This window comes from Streptomyces sp. NPDC091371 (genome assembly GCF_040684275.1).
Lineage (GTDB): Bacteria > Actinomycetota > Actinomycetes > Streptomycetales > Streptomycetaceae > Streptomyces.
The window spans coordinates 68,666-88,349 of record NZ_JBFBFP010000027.1 but is presented as its reverse complement, the minus strand read 5'-3'; the positions used below and the strand labels follow the sequence as shown (position 1 = coordinate 88,349).

Below are 19,684 nucleotides of genomic sequence, written 5' to 3'. Positions count from 1 at the left end.
TCCGTCCGTTCGTGCGAATGTCGGAGGCAACGGGTTCCGCATCAGACGTATGGACAAAAGCCGGTGGTCCAGTCCGGTTGAGCGCCTACATCCCAGTTCAGGACGGGTGAACAACGACTCCCGTTACACCGTGGTTCCCGTTGCGCGCCATGACCTCCGTCACGTGGGCCGCGGAGTGTAGCAGAGGGTCCCGGACAGCTTGTGAAGGGGCTCACGAGCATCACCCCTTGGGGTGCTGGATACTCGTTCCATGAGCACCACGGAGCGTCCCAGGATCCTCGTTGTAGGAGGTGGGTACGTAGGCCTGTACGCAGCCAAGCGCATCATGAAGAAGATGCGCTACGGCGAGGCGACCGTCACGGTCGTCGACCCGCGGTCGTACATGACCTACCAGCCCTTCCTCCCCGAAGTGGCCGCAGGCAGCATCTCGCCTCGGCACGTCGTCGTCCCGCTGCGACGCGTGCTGCCCAAGGCTGAGGTACTCACCGGCCGGGTCACCAGCATCGACCAGGACCGCAAGGTCGCCGTCGTCACGCCGCTGGTCGGCGAGGCGTACGAGCTGCCCTTCGACTACCTGGTGATCGCGCTCGGCGCCGTCTCCCGCACCTTCCCGATCCCCGGCCTCGCCGAACAGGGCATCGGCATGAAGGGCGTCGAAGAGGGCATCGGCCTGCGCAACCACGTCCTCGAGCAGCTCGACAAGGCCGAGTCCACGACGGACGAGAACGTCCGCCGCAAGGCCCTCACCTTCGTCTTCGTCGGCGGCGGCTTCGCCGGCGCCGAGACGATCGGCGAGGTCGAGGACATGGCCCGCGACGCCGCGAAGTACTACTCCACGATCAAGCGCGAGGACATGCGCTTCATCCTGGTCGACGCGGCCGACAAGATCCTTCCCGAGGTCGGGCCCAAGCTCGGCACCTGGGGCAAGGAGCACCTCGAGTCCCGCGGCATCGAGATCTACCTCAACACCTCGATGGACTCCTGCGTGGACGGCCACGTGGTGCTGAAGAACGGCCTCGAGGTCGACTCCAACACCATCGTCTGGACCGCGGGCGTCAAGCCCAACCCGGTGCTGGCCCGCTACGGCCTGCCGCTGGGCCCGCGCGGCCACGTCGACGCCGACCCGACCCTCCAGGTCAAGGGCACCGACTACATCTGGACCGCGGGCGACAACGCCCAGGTTCCGGACCTTGCCGCCCGCAAGGCCGGCGTCGAGAACGCCTGGTGCCCGCCGAACGCCCAGCACGCGCTGCGCCAGGCCAAGGTCCTCGGCGACAACGTCATCTCCGGGATGCGCGGCTTCCCGCAGAAGGACTACGCCCACTCCAACAAGGGTGCGGTGGCGGGCCTCGGCCTCCACAAGGGCGTCGCGATGATCGTCATGGGCAAGATGAAGATCAAGCTCAAGGGCCGGCTCGCCTGGTACATGCACCGTGGCTACCACGGCATGGCCATGCCGACCTGGAACCGCAAGATCCGCGTCTTCGCCGACTGGACCCTCGGCATGTTCCTCAAGCGCGAGGTCGTCTCCCTCGGAGCGCTGGAGACCCCGCGCGAGGAGTTCTACGAGGCCGCCAAGCCGGCGCCGGCGCCGGCTCCGGCCGCCGCCGCAGCCCCGGCCCAGAAGGCCAAGGCCTCCTGACCCGGGCCTGACGGCACGGCACGAACGAAGCACGACCCCGAAGGGGCCGCCCGCCATCCGTGGTGCGGGCGGCCCCTTCGGCGTACCCGCGGCCCGTAGTGGGTAGACGGAGGGGTCGGAGTTTTTGTGGAGGTGCGCCATGAACGACGCCGCGCCGCGGCTGGCTGCTCTAGCCGAGACCCTGCTGGGAGCCCCGCTGCCCGTGCGCATCCGTGCGTGGGACGGCAGCGAGGCGGGCCCGCCCAGTGGTCCCGTGCTCGTCGTCCACCGCCGCCGTGCCGTGCGCCGGATGCTGTGGAAGCCGGGCGAGCTGGGCCTGGCCCGCGCCTGGGTCGCGGGCGAACTGACCGTCGAGGGCGACCTGTTCGAGCTGCTGGACCGGGTGGCGGGGCTGCTCTGGGAGAAGGAGCACGACCTCCCGCCCGCCGCCCCCGCGGCCGCCTCCGGCCCCGCCGGGCAGCCGGCCGGCCGGACCGGGCCGCTCGCGGCCCTGGGGGGCATCGCCCGCCGTGCGAAGGAGGCCCGCCCGGCCGCCCTGCCGGAAGCCGCCCGACTGCTGCGCAACCCCCCGCAGCGGGCCGCCCTACGCGAGCTGGTCGCGCTCGCCGGACCGCTGCCGCCGCCCGCGCCCCCGGCCGAGGAGGCGACTCTCCGGCGCGGCGGGCCGCGGCACAGCAAGGGACGGGACCGGCAGGCCGTCAGCCACCACTACGACGTCGGCAACGACTTCTACGAACGCGTGCTCGGCCCCTCGATGGTGTACTCCTGCGCGTACTGGACGCCCGGCGGGAGCCTGGAGGCGGCCCAGTACGACAAGCTCGACCTCGTCTCCCGCAAACTCGCCCTGAAGCCCGGCGACCGGCTCCTCGACGTCGGCTGCGGCTGGGGCTCCATGGCGGTGCACGCGGCCCGCGAGTACGGCGTCCGGGTCACCGGCATCACGCTCTCCCGCGAGCAGGCCGCGTACGCCCTCAAACGGGTCGCCGACGAGGGCCTGACCGAGCGGGTCGAGATCCGGATCCAGGACTACCGGGACGTCAAGGACGGCCCGTACGACGCCATTTCCTCCATCGGGATGGCCGAACACGTCGGCGCCGACCGCTACCGGGACTACGCCCGCACCCTGCACGCCCTGCTCCGGCCGGGCGGACGGCTGCTGAACCACCAGATCGCCCGCCCCCCGGAGCCCGACGAAGAGGCGTACCGCATCGACGAGTTCATCGACGCCTACGTCTTCCCCGACGGGGAGCTCTCCCCGCTCGGCAGCACCGTCGGCGAGCTGGAGCGGGCCGGCTTCGAGGTCCGCGACGTGGAGGCGCTGCGCGAGCACTACGCGCTGACCCTGCGGGCCTGGGTGGCGCGGCTGGAGGAGCACTGGGAGGAGTGCGTACGGCTGACCTCGCCCGGACGGGCCCGGGTCTGGCTGCTGTACATGGCGGCCTGCGCGCTGGGCTTCGAGCACGGCCGGCTCGGCGTCAACCAGGTTCTCGCGGTGCGGCCTTCGGCGGCGGGCGGGTCGGGGCTGCCGCTGCGGCTGCGCACCTGGGGCGCGTAGGACGCGGGCACGCGCAGGGCCCCGGGGCGGCTGCCCCGGGGCCCTGCGCGATCCGTGCCGCGACCGGTCCTACTCGGTCTTGATGGCGGTCAGCATGTTCAGGCGGGCGGCGCTGCGGGCCGGCCACATGGCGGCCAGGACGCCGACCAGTCCGGCGAGGGCGAAGAAGATCGCGATCCGGTCGAAGGGGATGACCAGCGAGTAGCCCGGGATCGAGCCCGCGATGGTCTTGCCGCCGGACCAGGCGAGGAAGACGCCCACGCCGATGCCGAGGACCGCGCCGAAGAGCGAGATGACCACGGCCTCCAGGCGGATCATGTTCTTGACCCGGCCCCGGTCGAGGCCGACGGCCCGCAGCATGCCGATCTCCTGCTGGCGCTCGTAGACCGACATCGCGAGGGTGTTGACCACGCCGAGGACGGCGATGATCAGGGCCATGCCGAGCAGGCCGTACATGATGTTCAGGGCCGTGTTGATCTCGCCGGCCATCTCGTTGCGCATGTCGGCCTTGTCGGAGACCTTGATGGCCGGGCTCTTGCCCAGGGCGTCGACGACGGCCTGCTGGTTCGCCTTGGAGGCGCCGCCGGCGGTCTTGACGAGGACCTCGGGCAGGTACTGCTCCTCGTTGTGGGAGGCGAGGATCTTGTTGTCGAGGACGTAGTCGTCGAGCTGGTCCTTGCCGTCGAAGACCGCGCCGACCTGGAGCTTGCCCTTCTGGCCGTCGAGGAACTGGGCGTCGACGCTGGAGCCGACCTTCAGGCCCTTCTTCTCCGCCTCCTTCGCGGAGACCATCAGCTGACCCTGGCCGAGGGCGGCGAGGTTGCCTGCCGTGGTCCGGACGTCCAGTACGTCGGCCAGCGCGGCCGGGTTGACGCCGTTGACCATCTGGGAGGTGCCGGCGAGCTTGATGAACTCGCGGGTCTTGGGGGAGACGGCGGTGACGCCCTTGCCCTTCTCCAGCGCCGGGAGCACGGACTTGTCGAGGTTCATGCCGTCGCCGGCCATCGTGACCCGGTAGTCGGCCTTGATGTTCTGCGTGGTCGCCTTGTCGACGGCCTGGCCGACGGTGACGCCCATGACGGACATCGCGGTGACCAGGGTCAGACCGATCGTCAGGGAGGCGGCGGTGACGGCGGTGCGGCGCGGGTTGCGGACCGCGTTCTGCGCGGCGAGCTTGCCGGCGACGCCGAAGACCTTCTCCAGCAGCGGGCGGACGGTGGCGATGACCGGGCGGGACAGCATCGGCAGCAGCACGAAGAGGCCGATGACGAGGAAGAAGGCGCCGCCCGCGATGGTCGTGCGGCCCTCGCTCTTCTGGCTCACGCCGAGGAAGACCACGCCGATGCCCGCGAAGGCCACGATGCTGCCGAGGGAGTTGCGCAGCACCAGGGACTTCATGGTGGCGGGCAGGTGGGCGCTGCCCATGGCGGCGACCGGGGCGATCCTGCTGCTGCGCCAGGCCGGCAGCAGGGCGGCGAGCATGGTGACCAGGACGCCGATGACCAGGGCGATCACCACGGTGGCCGGGGCGATGATGAGCGAGCCGGCCGGGATCTTGGCGTCGAAGAGGCCCATCGCCGAGCGCATGGCGACGGCGAGGCCGATGCCCGACACCATGCCGATGGCCGAGGAGACGATGCCGACGACGGCGGCCTCGGCGAGGACCGAGCGCCTGACCTGGGCGCGGTTGGCGCCGACGGCGCGCAGCAGGGCCAGTTCCCTGGTGCGCTGGGCGACCAGCATGGTGAAGGTGTTGTAGATGAGGAAGATGCCCACGAAGAGGGAGACGCCGGCGAAGATCAGCAGGCCGGTGCTCATGCCGGACATGGCCCGCTCGATCATCCTGGCCTGCTCGGCGGCGAGCGCGGCGCCGGTCTTGGCCTCGGAGTTCTTGCCGAGGAGGGGCTTGATCTCGGTCAGCAGCTGGTCGGCGGTGGTGCCCGCCTTGGCGCCGACGGACAGCTCGCTGTAGAAGCCGGGCTGGAGGTAGAGCTCCTGGGCGACGGCGGTGTCGAACAGGACCAGGCTGCCGCCCGCGTTGACGGCGCCGTCCTCCGTGGTGAAGACGCCGGAGAGGGCGTACTCCTTGACCGGCCCGTTGGTGGCGACGCGGACCTTGTCGCCGACCTTGTACTTGCCCTTGGCGGCCGAGTCCTTGTCGAGGGCGATCTGCCCGGCGTTGGCCGGGCCGGTGCCGTCGGTGAAGTCGTAGCGCGGGTCCTTGCCGTCCTTGACGGGGGCGTAGTTGGAGCCGGCGTTGGCCCAGCCGCTGCCGATCAGCTTGCCGTTCTCGTCGCCGACGCCGGCGAATCCGGTGACGCGGCCGGAGACGGAGTCGACGCCCCTGAGTGCCTTGACCTTGTCGAGGGTCTGCTGGCTGATGCCGGGGTCGCCCTCCTTCTCGCCGTCCTCGTTGCGGGAGGCCCCGTGGTCGGTGACGGAGACCGCGACGCCGTCGTACGACTTCGCGGACTGGTTGGACATGGCGTTGCTGAGGGTGTCGGTGAAGACGAGGGTGCCGGAGACGAAGGCGACGCCGAGGGTGACGGCGAGCACCGTCATCAACAGCCGGGCCTTGTGCGCGAGGACGTTGCGCAGCGCGGTACGGAACATGGTGGAGGAGTCCAGGGGAGTCGGGGGGCGGCGGCGGAGGCGGTGGCGGGGCCGGGCGGCAGGGGCGCCGGAGGGGCGCGGTGCCTCAGCTCGTGCGGCCCTTGGCGTCGAAGGCCTTCATGCGGTCCAGCACGCCGTCCGCGGTGGGCCCGTACATCTCGTCGACGATCCGGCCGTCGGCGAGGAAGATGACGCGGTCCGCGTAGGAGGCGGCGACCGGGTCGTGGGTGACCATCACGACGGTCTGGCCGAGCTCGCGCACCGAGTTGCGCAGGAAGCCGAGGACCTCGGCGCCGGAGCGGGAGTCGAGGTTTCCGGTGGGCTCGTCACCGAAGATGATCTCGGGCCGGGAGGCCAGGGCGCGGGCCACGGCCACGCGCTGCTGCTGGCCGCCGGAGAGCTGGGTGGGTCGGTGGGAGAGGCGGCCGGAGAGGCCGACCATCTCGATGACCGTGTTCAGCCACTGCTTGTCGGGCTTGCGGCCGGCGATGTCCATGGGGAGCGTGATGTTCTCCAGGGCCGTCAGGGTCGGCAGCAGGTTGAAGGCCTGGAAGATGAAGCCGATCTTGTCCCGGCGCAGCTGGGTGAGCTGCTTGTCCTTGAGGGAGCCCAGCTCGGTCTCGCCGATGCGGACGGAGCCCTCGGTGAAGGTGTCCAGGCCGGCGACGCAGTGCATCAGCGTGGACTTGCCGGAGCCCGAGGGGCCCATGATCGCGGTGAACTGGCCCTGCCCGAAGTCCACGGAGACCTTGTCGAGGGCGACCACCTGGGTCTCGCCCTGGCCGTACACCTTGGAGAGGCCCGTGGCGCGGGCGGCCGCGGCCCGGGTGGTGTGCGGGGCGTAGTTCATGGTGGTCACGGGACGGCTCCTCGGGTCTGCACTGCGGGGACCCGTCCATCGTCTCCGCGCCCACCCCCGCCGGGGATCAGCCGTGGTGACCGTTCTCCGGCCCACTGGAGTCTGACCGCGGGGGCGTCCGCCTACGCCTCTGGTATGACGGCGACCCTGATGCCGCCGCCGGGCCAGGGGGAGGCGCGGGGTGGCGCGCCGGGTGGCGGGAGGGGTGGCGCGGCCATCGAAATCCCGTCATTCCCGGATCGGGGGTGATCGTCTCCGAGAAGGTGCCCACCGTGCGTTCTGCGGCCTGACGACCCCTCAAGCGCCAATAAAATAAGACAACATCGGAAAGAGGGCCAGGTGGCGGCAGGGGTCTTCCGGATAGGCTCGGGGCAGCGCTGAAGGCTTTATCTCGGGGGCCGCCACGCCCTGCCCGGATGGTGGAATGCAGACACGGCGAGCTTAAACCTCGCTGACCTTCGGGTCGTGCCGGTTCAAGTCCGGCTCCGGGCACTCCCCAGCTCCCGCGAGGCCCGGTCGATTTATCCCCTGCGCTTCGCCCTCCCTTCTCCTAAGATCCTCCTCCAGCAGTAGGGTGCTTTTTTTGCGAGCGCATTACTCTTGATGCAAGGCCGCGCTCGGTGGCCACGGAGGAGTGAGATGAGGAGCAGTAACCCGGTCTTCTCGCGACGGGGGTTCAGCCGCGACAACGGTGGCTACGCGGGCTTTGACGCGCAGCAGCAGCACCAGCAGGCCGGGACCAACCCGTACGCGACGAACCCGTACGCGACGGACCCGGCGACGGGCATGCCCCAGGCCCCGGCGCGCACCAACGCGATGACCATGGACGACGTCGTGAGCCGCACGGGCATGACGCTCGGCACGCTCTTCGTGACGGCGACGCTGTCCTGGGTCCTTCTGCCGGTCGACCCGGCGAACCTCGGCAAGTCGTACGGCATCGCCATCGGCGCGGCTCTCGTCGCGTTCGTGCTGGCGATGGTCCAGTCCTTCAAGCGCACGCCGGTACCGGCGCTGATCCTGGGCTACGCGGCGCTGGAGGGTGTCTTCCTCGGCGTCATCAGCGCGGCCACCAGCACCTACCTCGGCGCCGGCGTGGTCATCCAGGCCGTCATGGGCACGATGTGCGTCTTCGGCGCCGTGCTCCTCGGCTACAAGATGGGCTGGATCCGCGTCAACCGGCGCTTCACCGGCTTCGTCATGGCCGCCGCGCTGGGCTTCATCATGCTGATGCTCGCGAACTCGCTGTTCATGCTCTTCGGCGGCGGTGACGGCCTCGGCTTCCGCAGCGGCGGCCTCGGCCTCCTGTTCGGTGCCATCGGTGTCATCCTCGGCGCCTGCTTCCTCGCCCTCGACTTCAAGCAGGTCGAGGACGGCATCACGTACGGCGCCCCGCGCGAGGAGGCCTGGCTGGCGGCCTTCGCCCTCACCATGACCCTGGTGTGGATCTACGTCGAGATGCTGCGCATCTTCCAGATCCTCTCGGGCGACGACTAGTAGTACCGGCGGCCACCCGGCGCGCCCACTGCATGGGGAAGGCCCCGCGAGCACGTGCTCGCGGGGCCTTCCCGTGTCTAGGGGTACGTGGACAGGAGGGGGATGTGGACAGGGTCAGCCGAACCGGCGTGCGGCCCGGCGCAGGTCGTACTCGTGGATGATCGCCTTGGCCTGGCCGTACGACAGTTCGTGCGCGCCGCGCAGCCAGCTGACCTTCTCCTCGAACCGGACGAGGGAGGGGCCTTCGTCCACGGTGCGGAGCCAGTCGGACACTTCACGACCGGTGGTCAGGGGGATTCTGTCGATCATGTTGCGGTGGGTCTGCTCGGAGAACTCTACGGACATGGGCGCCTCCGGAAGGTTGCCGTGCTGTTCTCTTCACGTCACCGTGCCGGAGAGTTCGCGCGTTGGCAATGGTGCGCGGACGGCGCGTAAGGTCGGCCGGGTGCTCGATACTTCACCCCTGACCGCCGCCGTGGAACGTTTCGCGGACCGGCTGCGCGCCGCACCGCAGAGCCGCCTGCAGCAAGGAGCCGCCGAAGCGGCACTGGAGCTGGCCCGGGAGCTCTCGGCGAGAGCACAGGCCCTTGAGGGCGCGGCGGGCGCGGCGGGCGCCCCGGTGCGGGAGATGCCGGACGCGGGGATCTTCGTCGTCGGGGACCAGGTGGCGGTGGCCGGCGCCGATCTCGCCGAGGCGCTGCGCGGCGTACCGGCCCCGGACAGCGCGAAGGCCCCGTCCGAGGTACTGGACGAGGCCGTGCGGCTGGTGGAGCTGGCCGAGGCTAGAGCGATGCGATGACGCGGTCCGCGAGGATGTAGACGTTGCTGTCCGGGTCCTCGGCGTCGCCGCAGGAGAAGGTCAGCGCGTAGGCGCCGGAGATGCCCGAGCCGCCGAGCAGGACCGGAGCGGTGCCCGAGCGCAGGGCCTCGGCGAGGCGCTCCGCGGTCTCCCGGTGCCCCGGGGTCATACAGAGCGTGGTGCCGTCCGTGAAGACGTACACGTCGAGGGTGCCCAGCGGGCCGGGGCGGACGTCCGCGAGGGCCGTACGGGCCTCCGCGAGCTCCTCCAGGCGGCTGACCGTGCGCTCGTGGTCGGCGCCGGGGTGCGAGGCCTGGACCGGCACGAAGTCGGGGTGCGAGGGGTGGCGCCGGCGGGCGGCGGCCAGCTCGGCCGAGTCCTCCGGGTACGGGTTCTCGTCGAGGGCGTCGTCACCGAGCACCGGCTCCAGGCCCACCATGTCGGCCTGCCGGGGCAGGAAGACGTGCGGGCTGTCCTCGCCGAGGCCGGGCAGGCCGCCCAGCAGCGAGGGGGCGTCGGCGGCGTCACGGGCCTCCTGCGCGGCCCAGAAGGCGCGCGCCTCGGCCAGCTCGCGCTCGCGCTCCTCGGCGAGGGCTTCGGCCACGGCGGCTCGTATCTCGGCGGCGGGGGACTCGACGGCGCTGCGGGCGTGCGGAACGGTCGCACCGCGGGGGTGCGCCGGCATCGCCAGCTCGCTGCGCAGGGCCGTGACCTGCTTGCGCAGGCCGTGGACGGCGTGCAGCGCAGCAGCGCCGACGGCCGTGGCAGCGGCCGCGGTCAGCAGCAGGGCAAGAGACATGGCGCTCACTGAGTGACTCCCGGTGTGATTCGATCCCCCGACTTCCTACATCAGAGTGTCCTGACCTGGGAATGGCGTGCAGTGCATTACGTCACGAATTGGACAGGGCTTTCGTCCCGAGGAACCCCTTCGCATGCCATCTGACCTGCATATATGCGAATCCCCCAGGAGATAAGTCACATCCTGGGGGAGATTCGGTCACAGGTCGGCCGCGACGGGGTTGGATCCGGTGTCAGTACGCCGCAAGGGACCTGGCCGGATCCCTTGCGGCGCCTGGGCCCGCTCTTGGTCAGATCAGCTCAGCCGCTCGATGACCATGGCCATGCCCTGCCCGCCGCCGACGCACATGGTCTCCAGACCGAACTGCTTGTCGTGGAACTGCAGGCTGTTGATCAGCGTGCCGGTGAGGCGGGCGCCGGTCATCCCGAAGGGGTGACCGACGGCGATGGCCCCGCCGTTGACGTTCAGCTTGTCGAGGGGGATCTCCAGGTCCCGGTAGGACGGGATGACCTGGGCCGCGAAGGCCTCGTTGATCTCGAAGAGGTCGATGTCGCCGACGGTCAGGCCGGCCCGCTTCAGGGCCTGCTTCGACGCCTCGACCGGGCCCAGGCCCATGATCTCGGGGGAGAGGCCGGTGACGCCGGTGGAGACGATCCGGGCCAGCGGGGTCAGGCCCAGCTCGCGGGCCTTGGTGTCGCTCATGATGACGACCGCGGCGGCGCCGTCGTTCAGCGGGCAGCAGTTGCCGGCCGTGACGAGGCCGTCGGGGCGGAAGACGGGCTTGAGGCCCTCGACGCCCTCCAGGGTCACGCCGGCGCGCGGGCCGTCGTCCGTCGAGACGACCGTGCCGTCCGGGGTGGTCACCGGGGTGATCTCCCGCTCCCAGAAGCCGTTCTTGATGGCGGCCTCGGCGAGGTTCTGCGAGCGGACGCCGAACTCGTCCATGTCCCGGCGGGTCACGCCCTTGATGCGGGCCAGGTTCTCGGCGGTCTGGCCCATCGCGATGTACGCGTCGGGGACCAGGCCGTCCTCGCGGGGGTCGCGCCAGGACGAGCCCTCGCTCTGCGCGACGGAGGCCGTCCGGGCCTCCGCCTCGGCGAAGATCGGGTTGTGGGTGTCGGGCCACGAGTCCGAGTTGCCCTTCGCGAACCGCGACACCATCTCGACACCGGCCGAGATGAAGACGTCGCCCTCGCCCGCCTTGATCGCGTGCAGCGCCATCCGGGAGGTCTGCAGCGAGGAGGAGCAGTACCGGGTGATCGTGGTGCCCGGCAGGAAGTCCATCCCCATCTGCACGGCGACGATGCGGGCCAGGTTGTTGCCCTGCTCACCGCCCGGCAGGCCGCAGCCCAGCATCAGGTCCTCGACCTCGCGGGGGTCCAGCTCGGGGACCTTGGCGAGGGCGGCCTGGATGATCGTGGCCGTCAGGTCGTCCGGGCGGATGTCCTTGAGGGACCCCTTGAAGGCGCGCCCGATGGGCGAGCGGGCGGTGGAAACGATGACGGCTTCGGGCATCGGGACTCCAAGGGGGTGCGTGCGTCGTTGCGGGACCGCATGCGAAGTTACCGCCCCGTACGGTCGAGGTCACCGCCCGTGCGGTGTGATGCCGGTCGCTCCCGCGGGGTCGCAGGGGGTGCGGCGCCGCTGCCGGGGCTCTGCCCCGGACCCCGCTCCTCAAACGCCGGCGGGGCTGGGTGTTGCCCGGCGGCACGGAAACCGCCCTGCGGGCAATCCAGCCGCGCTTGGCGGACGGCAGGAGCCGTATCCAGCCCCTCCGGCGTTTGAGGAGCGGGGTCTGGGGCGGAGCCCCAGGTCTTTGAGCCGCGCCTACGGGCCGGAGAGGTCGGCGGCGGCCTGAGCCGGCTCGGTGGGGGCGGGGTCCTCGGACGGCAGGCGCCGGCGGCGGCGGTGCTTGAGGAGGACCCAGGGACCGCGGGCCGCGGTGACCTCCGTACCGGCCTGCCCCGCGGCGGCCGACGCCGCCTTGGCCACCGGCAGCATGTCCTCGTCGCGGGACACGTCCAGCCGGTCGGACTCCGGCCACAGCGACAGCGCCGCGCACAGCGTGGGCAGCACGGCCATCGCCGCGGTCGCGTACCCCTCCGCCGAGGGGTGGTAGGAGTCCGGGCCGAACATCTCCCGGGGGTTCGCCGCGAACTCCGGCCCGAGGAGGTCTCCCATCGAGACCGTACGGGCGCCCAGCGCGACCACCCCTATGGTCTGCGCGGCCGCCAGCTGCCGCGAGACCCGCCGGGCCAGCCACCGCAGCGGCTGGTACACCGGCTCGATCGTGCCCAGGTCGGGGCAGGTGCCGACCACGACCTCGGCGCCGGCCATGCGCAGCCTCCGCACCGCCGAGGTGAGGTGGCGCACCGACTGGGTGGGCGGCATCCGCCGGGTCACGTCGTTCGCGCCGATCATGATCACGCACACGTCCGGCGCGGGCCGCTCGCCGTCCGGGCCGTCGATCAGCAGCCCGACCTGGCGGTCCAGGTCGTCCGACATGGCCCCCGACACGGCCACGTTGCGCAGTTCCACGGGCCGCTCGGCCACCGCCGCCAGCCCGGAGGCCAGCAGGGCCGCCGGGGTCTGTCTGGCGCGTCGTACGCCGAGCCCCGCGGCCGTGGAATCGCCCAGCATGGCCAGCCGCAGCGGGCCCGGCCCCTGCTCCGTCCCGTTGAACTCGCCCCCGTACAGCCCGTCCGCGCGCGGCGGATCGCCCAGCCCGGTTCCCACGGTCCGCTTGGCGAACTGCATCTCCGCCACCACGAGGCCCACCGCGGCGGCCCCGACCAGCCCGAGCCCGCCCCCGCCGTACGCTGCCCCCGCCGCGATCCGGCGGGCCGTTCTCGCCCTGGACACCCTTCAGGCCACCTCGCTTCTCTGACTGGGCCCTTCGTTGACCTACCTGCCCCGTATGGACGGTCGTCCAATCCCTTTCCGCATACTCTGGCCAGACCTCCCGGAGAACCCGTGGAGTCCCGTCCTTGGAGAACATGGTGCAATTCCACGACTCGATGATCAGCCTCGTCGGCAACACCCCGCTGGTGAAGCTCAACCGTGTGACCGAAGGCCTCCAGGCCACCGTCCTTGCGAAGGTCGAGTACTTCAATCCCGGCGGCTCCGTGAAGGACCGGATCGCCGTCCGGATGATCGAGGCCGCCGAGGCGAGCGGCGCCCTCAAGCCCGGAGGCACCATCGTGGAGCCGACCAGCGGCAACACGGGGGTGGGACTCGCCATCGTGGCCCAGCAGAAGGGCTACAAGTGCATCTTCGTCTGCCCTGACAAGGTGTCCATGGACAAGATCAACGTGATGCGCGCGTACGGGGCCGAGGTCGTGGTCTGCCCGACCGCCGTGGACCCCGAGCACCCGGACTCGTACTACAACGTCTCCGACCGCCTCGCGCGAGAGCCCGGCGCCTGGAAGCCCGACCAGTACAGCAACCCGAACAACCCCCGTTCGCACTACGAGACCACGGGCCCCGAGCTGTGGGAGCAGACGGACGGGAAGATCACCCACTTCGTCGCGGGCGTCGGCACGGGCGGCACGATCTCCGGCACTGGCAACTACCTCAAGGAGGTCAGCGGCGGGAAGGTCAAGATCATCGGCGCCGACCCCGAGGGCTCGGTGTACTCCGGCGGCTCCGGCCGTCCGTACCTCGTCGAGGGCGTCGGCGAGGACTTCTGGCCGACCGCCTACGACCCGAACGTGACCGACGAGATCATCGCGGTGTCCGACAAGGACTCCTTCCAGATGACGCGTCGGCTGGCGAAGGAGGAGGGCCTGCTCGTCGGCGGCTCCTGCGGCATGGCCGTCGTGGCCGCGCTGCGCGCCGCCGAGGGCCTCGGGCCGGACGACGTGGTCGTCGTCCTGCTCCCGGACAGCGGCCGCGGCTACCTGAGCAAGATCTTCTCGGACGAGTGGATGGCCGGGCACGGCTTCCTGGAGGAGGCCGGGCCGTCCGCGCGCATCGGCGACGTGCTCGCGGACAAGGAGGGCGCGATGCCGTCCCTGGTCCACATGCACCCCGAGGAGACGGTGGGCGAGGCGATCGAGGTGCTGCGCGAGTACGGCGTCTCGCAGATGCCGATCGTCAAGCCGGGCGCGGGCCACCCGGACGTGATGGCCGCGGAGGTCATCGGTTCGGTGGTGGAGAAGGAGCTGCTGTCCGCGCTGTTCGCGCAGCGGGCCTCGCTGAACGACCCGCTGGAGAAGCACATGAGCGCGCCGCTGCCGCAGGTCGGCTCCGGCGAGCCGGTCTCCGAGCTGATGGCGGTGCTGGGCGAGGCGGACGCGGCGATCGTGCTGGTCGAGGGCAAGCCGACCGGCGTGGTCAGCCGGCAGGACCTGCTGGCGTTCCTCGCCAAGTCGGCCAAGTAGCCTGCGGCCCGCTCGGCTGGGTGCGGGGGCGGGTGCGGGGGCGGGTGCTCCGGGCTCCCGGGACCCGCACCCAGGCCAGGCGACCCCCCCTGTCCGGCGTCCGAGGGCCGGGGGCTGCGCCCCGGGCTTTCCGGCGCCGCCGGGCAACTCCAGCCTCGCCGGCGTTTGAGGCGCGGGGTCTGGGGGCGGAGCCCCCGGGCCGGGTCCGGGCGGAGCCCGGGGAACGGTGGAAGGGCGGGTAGGGGACGCCTCCGCGCAGCGGCCCCGCCCCCGCCGCCCCGAGGGGCAGGGGCCGCCGGGGCCGGGCGCGCGCCGGGGTACCTCCTCGGGCGCCGAACGTTTCCAGGGGCCGGAGATGGGAGCGGGGTTGTGTTCGACGCCCTGCGGGGGCACCCCGGCACACACCCGGCCCCGGCGGAACCGCGCGTCGGGGGGCCGGAAGTCGCGGAAACGGTACGGGGCCGACACGTGACGGCAGCACCGGCTTAACACGGCTCCGGCACAGTGGTGGTTGTCGGCAGGGAGGCCCGGGAGACCGGGACCCGGCCGGCGCCACCGAACGGCGCGAACGCACCTCCGGAGCGGCTCCCGGACCGCGTGGACGCCACGGACGCGGAACGGCCCTGACCCGGCCCGTGTCCTCCGCGGGGACCGCCGTCGTCCCGCCCCCGGGCAACCGGGGTGCGGCGGTCCCCGCCCATTCCCTCCCGGGGCACATCAGCCCCGCCGGCGTTTGAGGCGCGGGGGCTCGGGGGCAGCGCCCCCGCAACGACGCCGCACCCGGGGGGTTCAGTCCCGGCGGCGCAGCCCCTTGGTCGCGTGGATGAAGTTCACGCCCACGATCCCGGCCCACGCCACCAGCAGCCCTTCCAGCTGAGCCTGCGCAGCGGCAATGGCCGAGAGCGGGATCGCCAGCACCAGCGTGATGATCGCGAAGCCGAAGCGCTCGCCGAAGTTCCCGTCCGCCACGGCAGGCACGGCGGAGCCGCGGGCCGCGGTCAGCCGTTCCTCCGCGAGCCGGCGGCGTACCTGGGTGTCGACCTTTTCGACGAACGAGTCCACCAGCGCGGCCTCGTACTCCGGGCCCAGCTCCCGCCGGGCGTCCAGGGTGGCGTCGAGTTCCTTCTTCAGCTCTCGGGCGTGGGCGTCCATCCCCCCACCCTAGGAACGGCTGCGGGCCCCCGCACTGGGGCTAGCCCCCGTATCCGGATCGCGGGCACGGCTTGCCCGTGTGCATAACCGCATGCAGAGTGCTCCGTGACTGAATATCTCACCGGGACGGAGGGGGCGGCATGAGTGACAGCCCGGCAGCGCGGCTGCAGAAGCTGTTCGAGGGGCACCGGCTGACGCCGACCCAGCGGCGGATCGCGCACTGCATGGTGCGCGGGGCCGCGGAGGTGCCGTTCTTGTCGAGCGTGGAGCTGGCCGACCTGGCGGGGGTCAGCCAGCCGTCGGTGACCCGGTTCGCGGTGGCGCTGGGCTTCGACGGGTATCCCGCGCTCCGCCGCCACCTGCGCGAGGTGGCGCCCGCCGAGCGGACCGTCACCGAGCACGAGGACGCGTACAACGAGTACCAGCAGGCGGTCCAGGGGGAGATCGAGAACCTGCGGCAGCTCTCCGCGATGCTGGCCGACCCCTCGCCCGTCCAGGAGGCCGGCCGGCTGCTCGCCGCCTCGACGCCGCTGCCGGTGCTCGGGCTGCGGGCGGCGTCCTCGCAGGCGCGCGGGTTCGCGTACTTCGCCGCCAAGGTGCACCCGGACGTACGGCTCCTCGACGAGGGCGGCTCGATGATGGACGACCGCATCGACGCGGCCGTCGCCGCCGGGGCGAGCACGCTGCTCTGCTTCGCCCTGCCGCGTCATCCCCGCGAGGTCGTGGAGACGCTGGAGCGCTCCCGGCGGGCGGGCCTGACCGTGGTGACCGTCGCCGACTCGGCCTTCGCCCCGGTGGCCCGCCACTCGGACCTGCTGATCCCGGCGCCCGTCGGCACCGGCCTGGCCTTCGACACGGCGTGCGCGCCGATGCTGCTGGGCCGGGTGCTGCTGGAGGCGATGGCGGACGCGCTGCCCGACGCGCAGGCCCGGCTGGAGGCCTTCGACGTGCGGGCCGCGTCGCGGGGGCTGTTCGTCGACTAGCGGTAGTTCAGCTCGGCGAGCTCGGTGGCCAGGCGGCGCCGGAGGGCCGGGACGCGGGCCAGGAGGGGGAGCAGGGTGTTGCGCGCGGTGCGCAGGACGGGGTTGCGGGTGGTCGCGACGCGGGTCATCCGGTCGGTGAGGGCCACCACGCGCAGGGCGACGGGCCTGCGCCGCGCCTCGTAGCCGTCCAGCTCCTTCGCGGCGAAGGCGCGGCCGAGGGCGTACGCGTCCTGGATTCCGGTGTTCATGCCCTGGCCGCCGGCCGGGCTGTGGACGTGGGCGGCGTCCCCCGCGAGCAGCAGCCGGCCGGCCCGGTAGTGGTCGGCGACCCGGTGGTGGATCCGGAACCGGGAGGACCAGACGAGCTCGCGGACGGTGGCCTGGCCGGGGACGCGCTGGTCCAGCAGGCCCTGTACGAAGTCCAGGCCGGGCTCGGCCCGGGCTTCGGCGACGGTGGCCACGATCCGGTAGTGCCCGCCGGGCAGCGGGGCGACCACGGTCAGCCCGGCCGCGCCGAAGGCGAGGGAGACCTCGCGGGAGCCCGGCGCCCAGTCCATGACGACGTCCGCGAGCACGAAGGACTCCCCGTAGGCGGAGCCGGTGAAGCCGATCCCGGCGGCTTCGCGGACCGCGCTGTGCATCCCGTCGGCGCCCACGGCGTGGGCGGCGCGCAGGGTCTCGCCGGTGGCGGTGGTGAGGGTGACCCCGTCCGCGTCCTGGGTGACCGAGGTGACCTCGTACGGCCGGTGGACCTCGCCGCCGAGGGCCCGCAGGCGGGCCAGGAGCACGGCCTCGGTCTCGTACTGGGGGACCAGCAGCGCGTACGGGTGGGCCGTGCGCAGGCCGTCGAAGGGGATCCGGGCGAGGGGGCGGGCGCCGTCGCGGATCTGGAACCGGGTGACCGGGATGCCGCGGCCGATCAGCTCGGCGGAGAGGGCCCCGGAGCGGTCGAGCTCGTCGAGGACCTCCAGGGTGCGGGCGTGCACGACGGCGGCGCGGGAGGTGTTGGCGCCCTCGGCCTGCCTGTCGAGGAGCACGAAGTCGATGCCGGCCTCGGCCAGGGTCACGGCGAGGGCGAGGCCGGTGGGGCCGGCGCCGACGATGGCGACCTCGGTGGCGGAGGGGAGCGGGAGCGGGGCGGTGCTGGTCATTGCGGGCCTCCTCCGGCGGGCCAACGTTTGTTGGCCAACGGCTGTTGGCATGAGGATGCCGTCCCGGGGACTGGCCTGTCAACGGTTGTTGGCCTACGGTTGTTGGCATGACGGTACGACGCACCTCAGACCGGACCAAGGCAGCGATCCTGCGGGCCGCGCGCGAGCGTTTCGCGGTGCAGGGCTACGAGCGCACCACCATCCGGGCCATCGCCGCCGACGCGGAGATCGACCCCTCGATGGTCATGCGCTACTTCGGCAGCAAGGAGCAGCTCTTCGGCGCGACCCTCGCCATCGACCTGCGCCTCCCGGACCTGGGCGCGGTGCCCCGCGAGGAGCTGCCGGCGGCGCTCGTACGGCACTTCGTGGACCGGTGGGAGGGCGATCCGGCGGACGACGCGCTGCTGGTGCTGCTGCGCTCCGCGGTGACGAACGAGCAGGCGGCGGCCCGGATGCGGGAGGTCTTCTCGGCGCAGGTGGCGCCGACGCTGGCGGCGGCCCTCGGGCCGGAGCGGGCCGCGCGGGTGGCCGGGCTGGTCTCGGCGCAGCTCCTGGGCCTGGCCCTGACCCGCTACCTCCTCGAACTCCCCGGGGTGGCCTCCCTGCCGCCGGAGGACGTGGTCGCCGGCCTGGCCCCGGCGGTGGCCGCCACGCTGTCGACCGCCTGAGCCGGAGGCTGGGCGGCTGTGGCCGCACCGGCGCCGCCGCCACCCGCTGCGCGGAGCCTTCCCCCACCCCGCCCCTTCCCGAAACTGGGGCTCCGCCCCAGACCCCGTCGGGGCTCCGCCCCGAACCCCGCGCCTCAAACGCCGGCGGGGCTGGATTTCGCTCCTGTCGTTTGCCCGGCGGGCTGGGTTGCCGCGCAGCGGCAGTTCCAGCCTCGCCGGCGTTTGAGCCCCAGTTCGGGAAGGGGCGGGGTGGGCGGTTACAGCAGGGCGTCCCCGAAGGCGCCGCCCGCCTCGGCGACGATTTCCGCGAGGGACTGCGCCGGCCGCGCCAAGGAGAACCGGACCCCGCCGGACGGCGACACGGCGAAGCCGTACACCGCCGGCCGCGGCAGGCTGTTGTACCCGTAGTGCGCCGTGAAGAAGTACGCCCCCGTGTCCGGGACCGCGATGACGTCGCCCGCGGCCAGCGCCGGCAGCTCCCGGGCCGTCGCCAGGAGGTCACCCGCGAAGCACGCCGGGCCGGCGATGTCCTGCGCCACCCGGTCCCCGCCCTTCGGCGCGCCCTTCGCGTCGTACGGCAGGATCCGCACCGGCCAGGACGCCGGCGCGTAGGCGGTGCGGGTCGCCAGCTGGACCCCCGCGTGCGTGAGGGCGATCGCGCGGCCCCCGCTGGTCTTGGTGTACTCGACCCGGGCCAGCACCAGGCCGTTCTTGGCCAGCAGGGACCGCCCGAACTCCGTGACGAGCCCGTACGAGCCGTCGAAGATCCCGGGGACCGCCGCGCGCAGGGCCGCCACGTACTCCCCGTACGTCGGGACCGCCTCGTCCGAGGCGAAGTTCACCGGCAGGCCCCCGCCGATGTCGAGGGTGTCGACCTGCCGGCGCCCGGCCGCCGCGTTGATCTCCTCGGCCAGCGCGTGCAGTTCCCGTACCCCCTCGGCGATGAGGGCCAGCGGGACCCCCTGCGAGCCCGAGTGGGTGTGCAGCCGGGTCAGCCACGGGCGCTCCGCGTAGGCCCGTACGAGCCACTCGCGCGCGCCCGGATCGCGCAGGGCGACCCCGAACTTCGACGTCGCCGTGGCCGTGGACAGCGCTCCGATGGTGCCCGCGCCGGTCTGCGGGTTGATCCGCACCCCGATCGGCGAAGACGTGGGCCCGGCGCCGACGAGCGCGTCGAGGCGCAGCAGCTCCTCCCGGTTGTCGGCGTTGACCGCGATCCCCAGCGCCAGGGCCTCGCGCAGCTCGCCCTCGGTCTTCGCGGGGGAGTCCAGCACGATCCGCTCGGCCGGGACCCCGGCCGCCCGGGCCAGCGCCAGTTCGCCGGGGCTGGCGACCTCGCAGCCGAGCCCGGCATCGGCGAGCAGCCGCAGGACGGGCACGAGCGGGGCGGCCTTGACGGCGAAGGCGTGCAGCACGGGGGTCCCGGGTGCCACCGCGGCGGCGAAGGCGCCGGTCAGGGCGGTGGCGGAGGCGCGGATCCCGGCGGTGTCCAGCAGGCAGGCCACCGGCTCGGAGTCCAGGAGTCCCTGCTCGACGGCGGCTCGTACGACCGGATCCCTGTCCATGTCGGCCATCCCATCATCCGAA

Annotated in this window: 16 protein-coding genes and 1 tRNA gene; 8 read left to right on the top strand and 9 right to left on the bottom strand. The window is 72.3% G+C overall.

Features of this window, described 5'->3' with window-relative positions; genetic code table 11:
* Nucleotides 1-250 precede the first annotated feature (250 nt).
* Together AB0O21_RS26005 and AB0O21_RS26000 are read left to right on the top strand one after the other, a co-directional pair.
* On the top strand, nt 251-1,642 hold the full coding sequence (locus AB0O21_RS26005; protein ID WP_365174565.1) for an NAD(P)/FAD-dependent oxidoreductase: 1,392 nt from the start codon (nt 251-253) through the stop codon (nt 1,640-1,642).
* Nucleotides 1,643-1,781: 139 nt separating this feature from the next.
* Nucleotides 1,782-3,197 (top strand): cyclopropane-fatty-acyl-phospholipid synthase family protein, encoded by a 1,416-nt coding sequence (locus AB0O21_RS26000; protein WP_365174562.1) that lies wholly within the window; start codon nt 1,782-1,784, stop codon nt 3,195-3,197.
* A 69-nt stretch (nt 3,198-3,266) separates the two neighbouring features.
* Here the strand turns inward: AB0O21_RS26000 and AB0O21_RS25995 are convergent, their stop codons facing one another.
* Together AB0O21_RS25995 and AB0O21_RS25990 are read right to left on the bottom strand one after the other, a co-directional pair.
* Nucleotides 3,267-5,810 carry an FtsX-like permease family protein gene (locus AB0O21_RS25995; RefSeq protein ID WP_365174559.1) on the bottom strand — a complete coding sequence of 848 codons (2,544 nt, stop codon included), beginning with the start codon at nt 5,808-5,810 and terminating at the stop codon, nt 3,267-3,269.
* Between the two features lie 85 nt (nt 5,811-5,895).
* On the bottom strand, nt 5,896-6,660 hold the full coding sequence (locus AB0O21_RS25990) for an ABC transporter ATP-binding protein (RefSeq protein WP_365174633.1): 765 nt from the start codon (nt 6,658-6,660) through the stop codon (nt 5,896-5,898).
* A gap of 419 nt (nt 6,661-7,079) precedes the next feature.
* On the opposite strand from AB0O21_RS25990, the gene AB0O21_RS25985 reads away from it, so the two are divergent.
* Both AB0O21_RS25985 and AB0O21_RS25980 read left to right on the top strand, forming a co-directional pair.
* Nucleotides 7,080-7,161, top strand: a tRNA-Leu gene (locus tag AB0O21_RS25985).
* A 147-nt stretch (nt 7,162-7,308) separates the two neighbouring features.
* A complete protein-coding gene (locus AB0O21_RS25980) occupies nt 7,309-8,163 on the top strand; it encodes a Bax inhibitor-1/YccA family protein (protein ID WP_365174556.1) in 855 nt (284 codons plus the stop codon).
* Nucleotides 8,164-8,277: 114 nt separating this feature from the next.
* On the opposite strand, the gene AB0O21_RS25975 is transcribed toward AB0O21_RS25980, so the two are convergent.
* On the bottom strand, nt 8,278-8,508 hold the full coding sequence (locus AB0O21_RS25975) for a DUF4287 domain-containing protein (RefSeq protein ID WP_030036969.1): 231 nt from the start codon (nt 8,506-8,508) through the stop codon (nt 8,278-8,280).
* A gap of 100 nt (nt 8,509-8,608) precedes the next feature.
* On the opposite strand from AB0O21_RS25975, the gene AB0O21_RS25970 reads away from it, so the two are divergent.
* Nucleotides 8,609-8,962 carry a hypothetical protein gene (locus AB0O21_RS25970; RefSeq protein ID WP_365174553.1) on the top strand — a complete coding sequence of 118 codons (354 nt, stop codon included), beginning with the start codon at nt 8,609-8,611 and terminating at the stop codon, nt 8,960-8,962.
* On the opposite strand, the gene AB0O21_RS25965 is transcribed toward AB0O21_RS25970, so the two are convergent.
* The 3 genes from AB0O21_RS25965 to AB0O21_RS25955 form a co-directional block, all read right to left on the bottom strand.
* Complete coding sequence (locus AB0O21_RS25965) at nt 8,946-9,761, bottom strand: hypothetical protein (protein WP_365174550.1); 816 nt, start codon at nt 9,759-9,761, stop codon at nt 8,946-8,948. The two genes, AB0O21_RS25970 and AB0O21_RS25965, sit on opposite strands and share 17 nt — an antisense overlap.
* A gap of 294 nt (nt 9,762-10,055) precedes the next feature.
* Complete coding sequence (locus AB0O21_RS25960) at nt 10,056-11,276, bottom strand: acetyl-CoA C-acetyltransferase (RefSeq protein ID WP_365174547.1); 1,221 nt, start codon at nt 11,274-11,276, stop codon at nt 10,056-10,058.
* A gap of 312 nt (nt 11,277-11,588) precedes the next feature.
* Nucleotides 11,589-12,623, bottom strand: coding sequence for an SGNH/GDSL hydrolase family protein (locus tag AB0O21_RS25955; RefSeq protein ID WP_365174544.1), 1,035 nt, complete (start codon nt 12,621-12,623; stop codon nt 11,589-11,591).
* Between the two features lie 137 nt (nt 12,624-12,760).
* Here AB0O21_RS25955 and AB0O21_RS25950 point away from each other — a divergent pair, with 137 nt between their 5' ends.
* Nucleotides 12,761-14,143, top strand: coding sequence for a cystathionine beta-synthase (locus AB0O21_RS25950; protein WP_365174631.1), 1,383 nt, complete (start codon nt 12,761-12,763; stop codon nt 14,141-14,143).
* Nucleotides 14,144-14,932: 789 nt separating this feature from the next.
* On the opposite strand, the gene AB0O21_RS25945 is transcribed toward AB0O21_RS25950, so the two are convergent.
* Nucleotides 14,933-15,295, bottom strand: coding sequence for a hypothetical protein (locus tag AB0O21_RS25945; protein ID WP_365174541.1), 363 nt, complete (start codon nt 15,293-15,295; stop codon nt 14,933-14,935).
* A gap of 140 nt (nt 15,296-15,435) precedes the next feature.
* Here AB0O21_RS25945 and AB0O21_RS25940 point away from each other — a divergent pair, with 140 nt between their 5' ends.
* Nucleotides 15,436-16,278, top strand: a complete 843-nt coding sequence (locus AB0O21_RS25940; RefSeq protein WP_365174538.1) for a MurR/RpiR family transcriptional regulator — start codon at nt 15,436-15,438, stop codon at nt 16,276-16,278.
* Here AB0O21_RS25940 and AB0O21_RS25935 read toward each other — a convergent pair.
* Nucleotides 16,275-17,429 (bottom strand): FAD-dependent monooxygenase, encoded by a 1,155-nt coding sequence (locus AB0O21_RS25935; RefSeq protein WP_365174535.1) that lies wholly within the window; start codon nt 17,427-17,429, stop codon nt 16,275-16,277. The two genes, AB0O21_RS25940 and AB0O21_RS25935, sit on opposite strands and share 4 nt — an antisense overlap.
* Nucleotides 17,430-17,536: 107 nt before the next feature.
* Between AB0O21_RS25935 and AB0O21_RS25930 the strand changes: the two genes are divergently transcribed.
* Complete coding sequence (locus AB0O21_RS25930) at nt 17,537-18,097, top strand: TetR family transcriptional regulator (protein ID WP_365174532.1); 561 nt, start codon at nt 17,537-17,539, stop codon at nt 18,095-18,097.
* Nucleotides 18,098-18,354: 257 nt separating this feature from the next.
* Here the strand turns inward: AB0O21_RS25930 and AB0O21_RS25925 are convergent, their stop codons facing one another.
* Nucleotides 18,355-19,671, bottom strand: a complete 1,317-nt coding sequence (locus AB0O21_RS25925) for a diaminopimelate decarboxylase (protein ID WP_365174529.1) — start codon at nt 19,669-19,671, stop codon at nt 18,355-18,357.
* Nucleotides 19,672-19,684 lie beyond the last annotated feature (13 nt).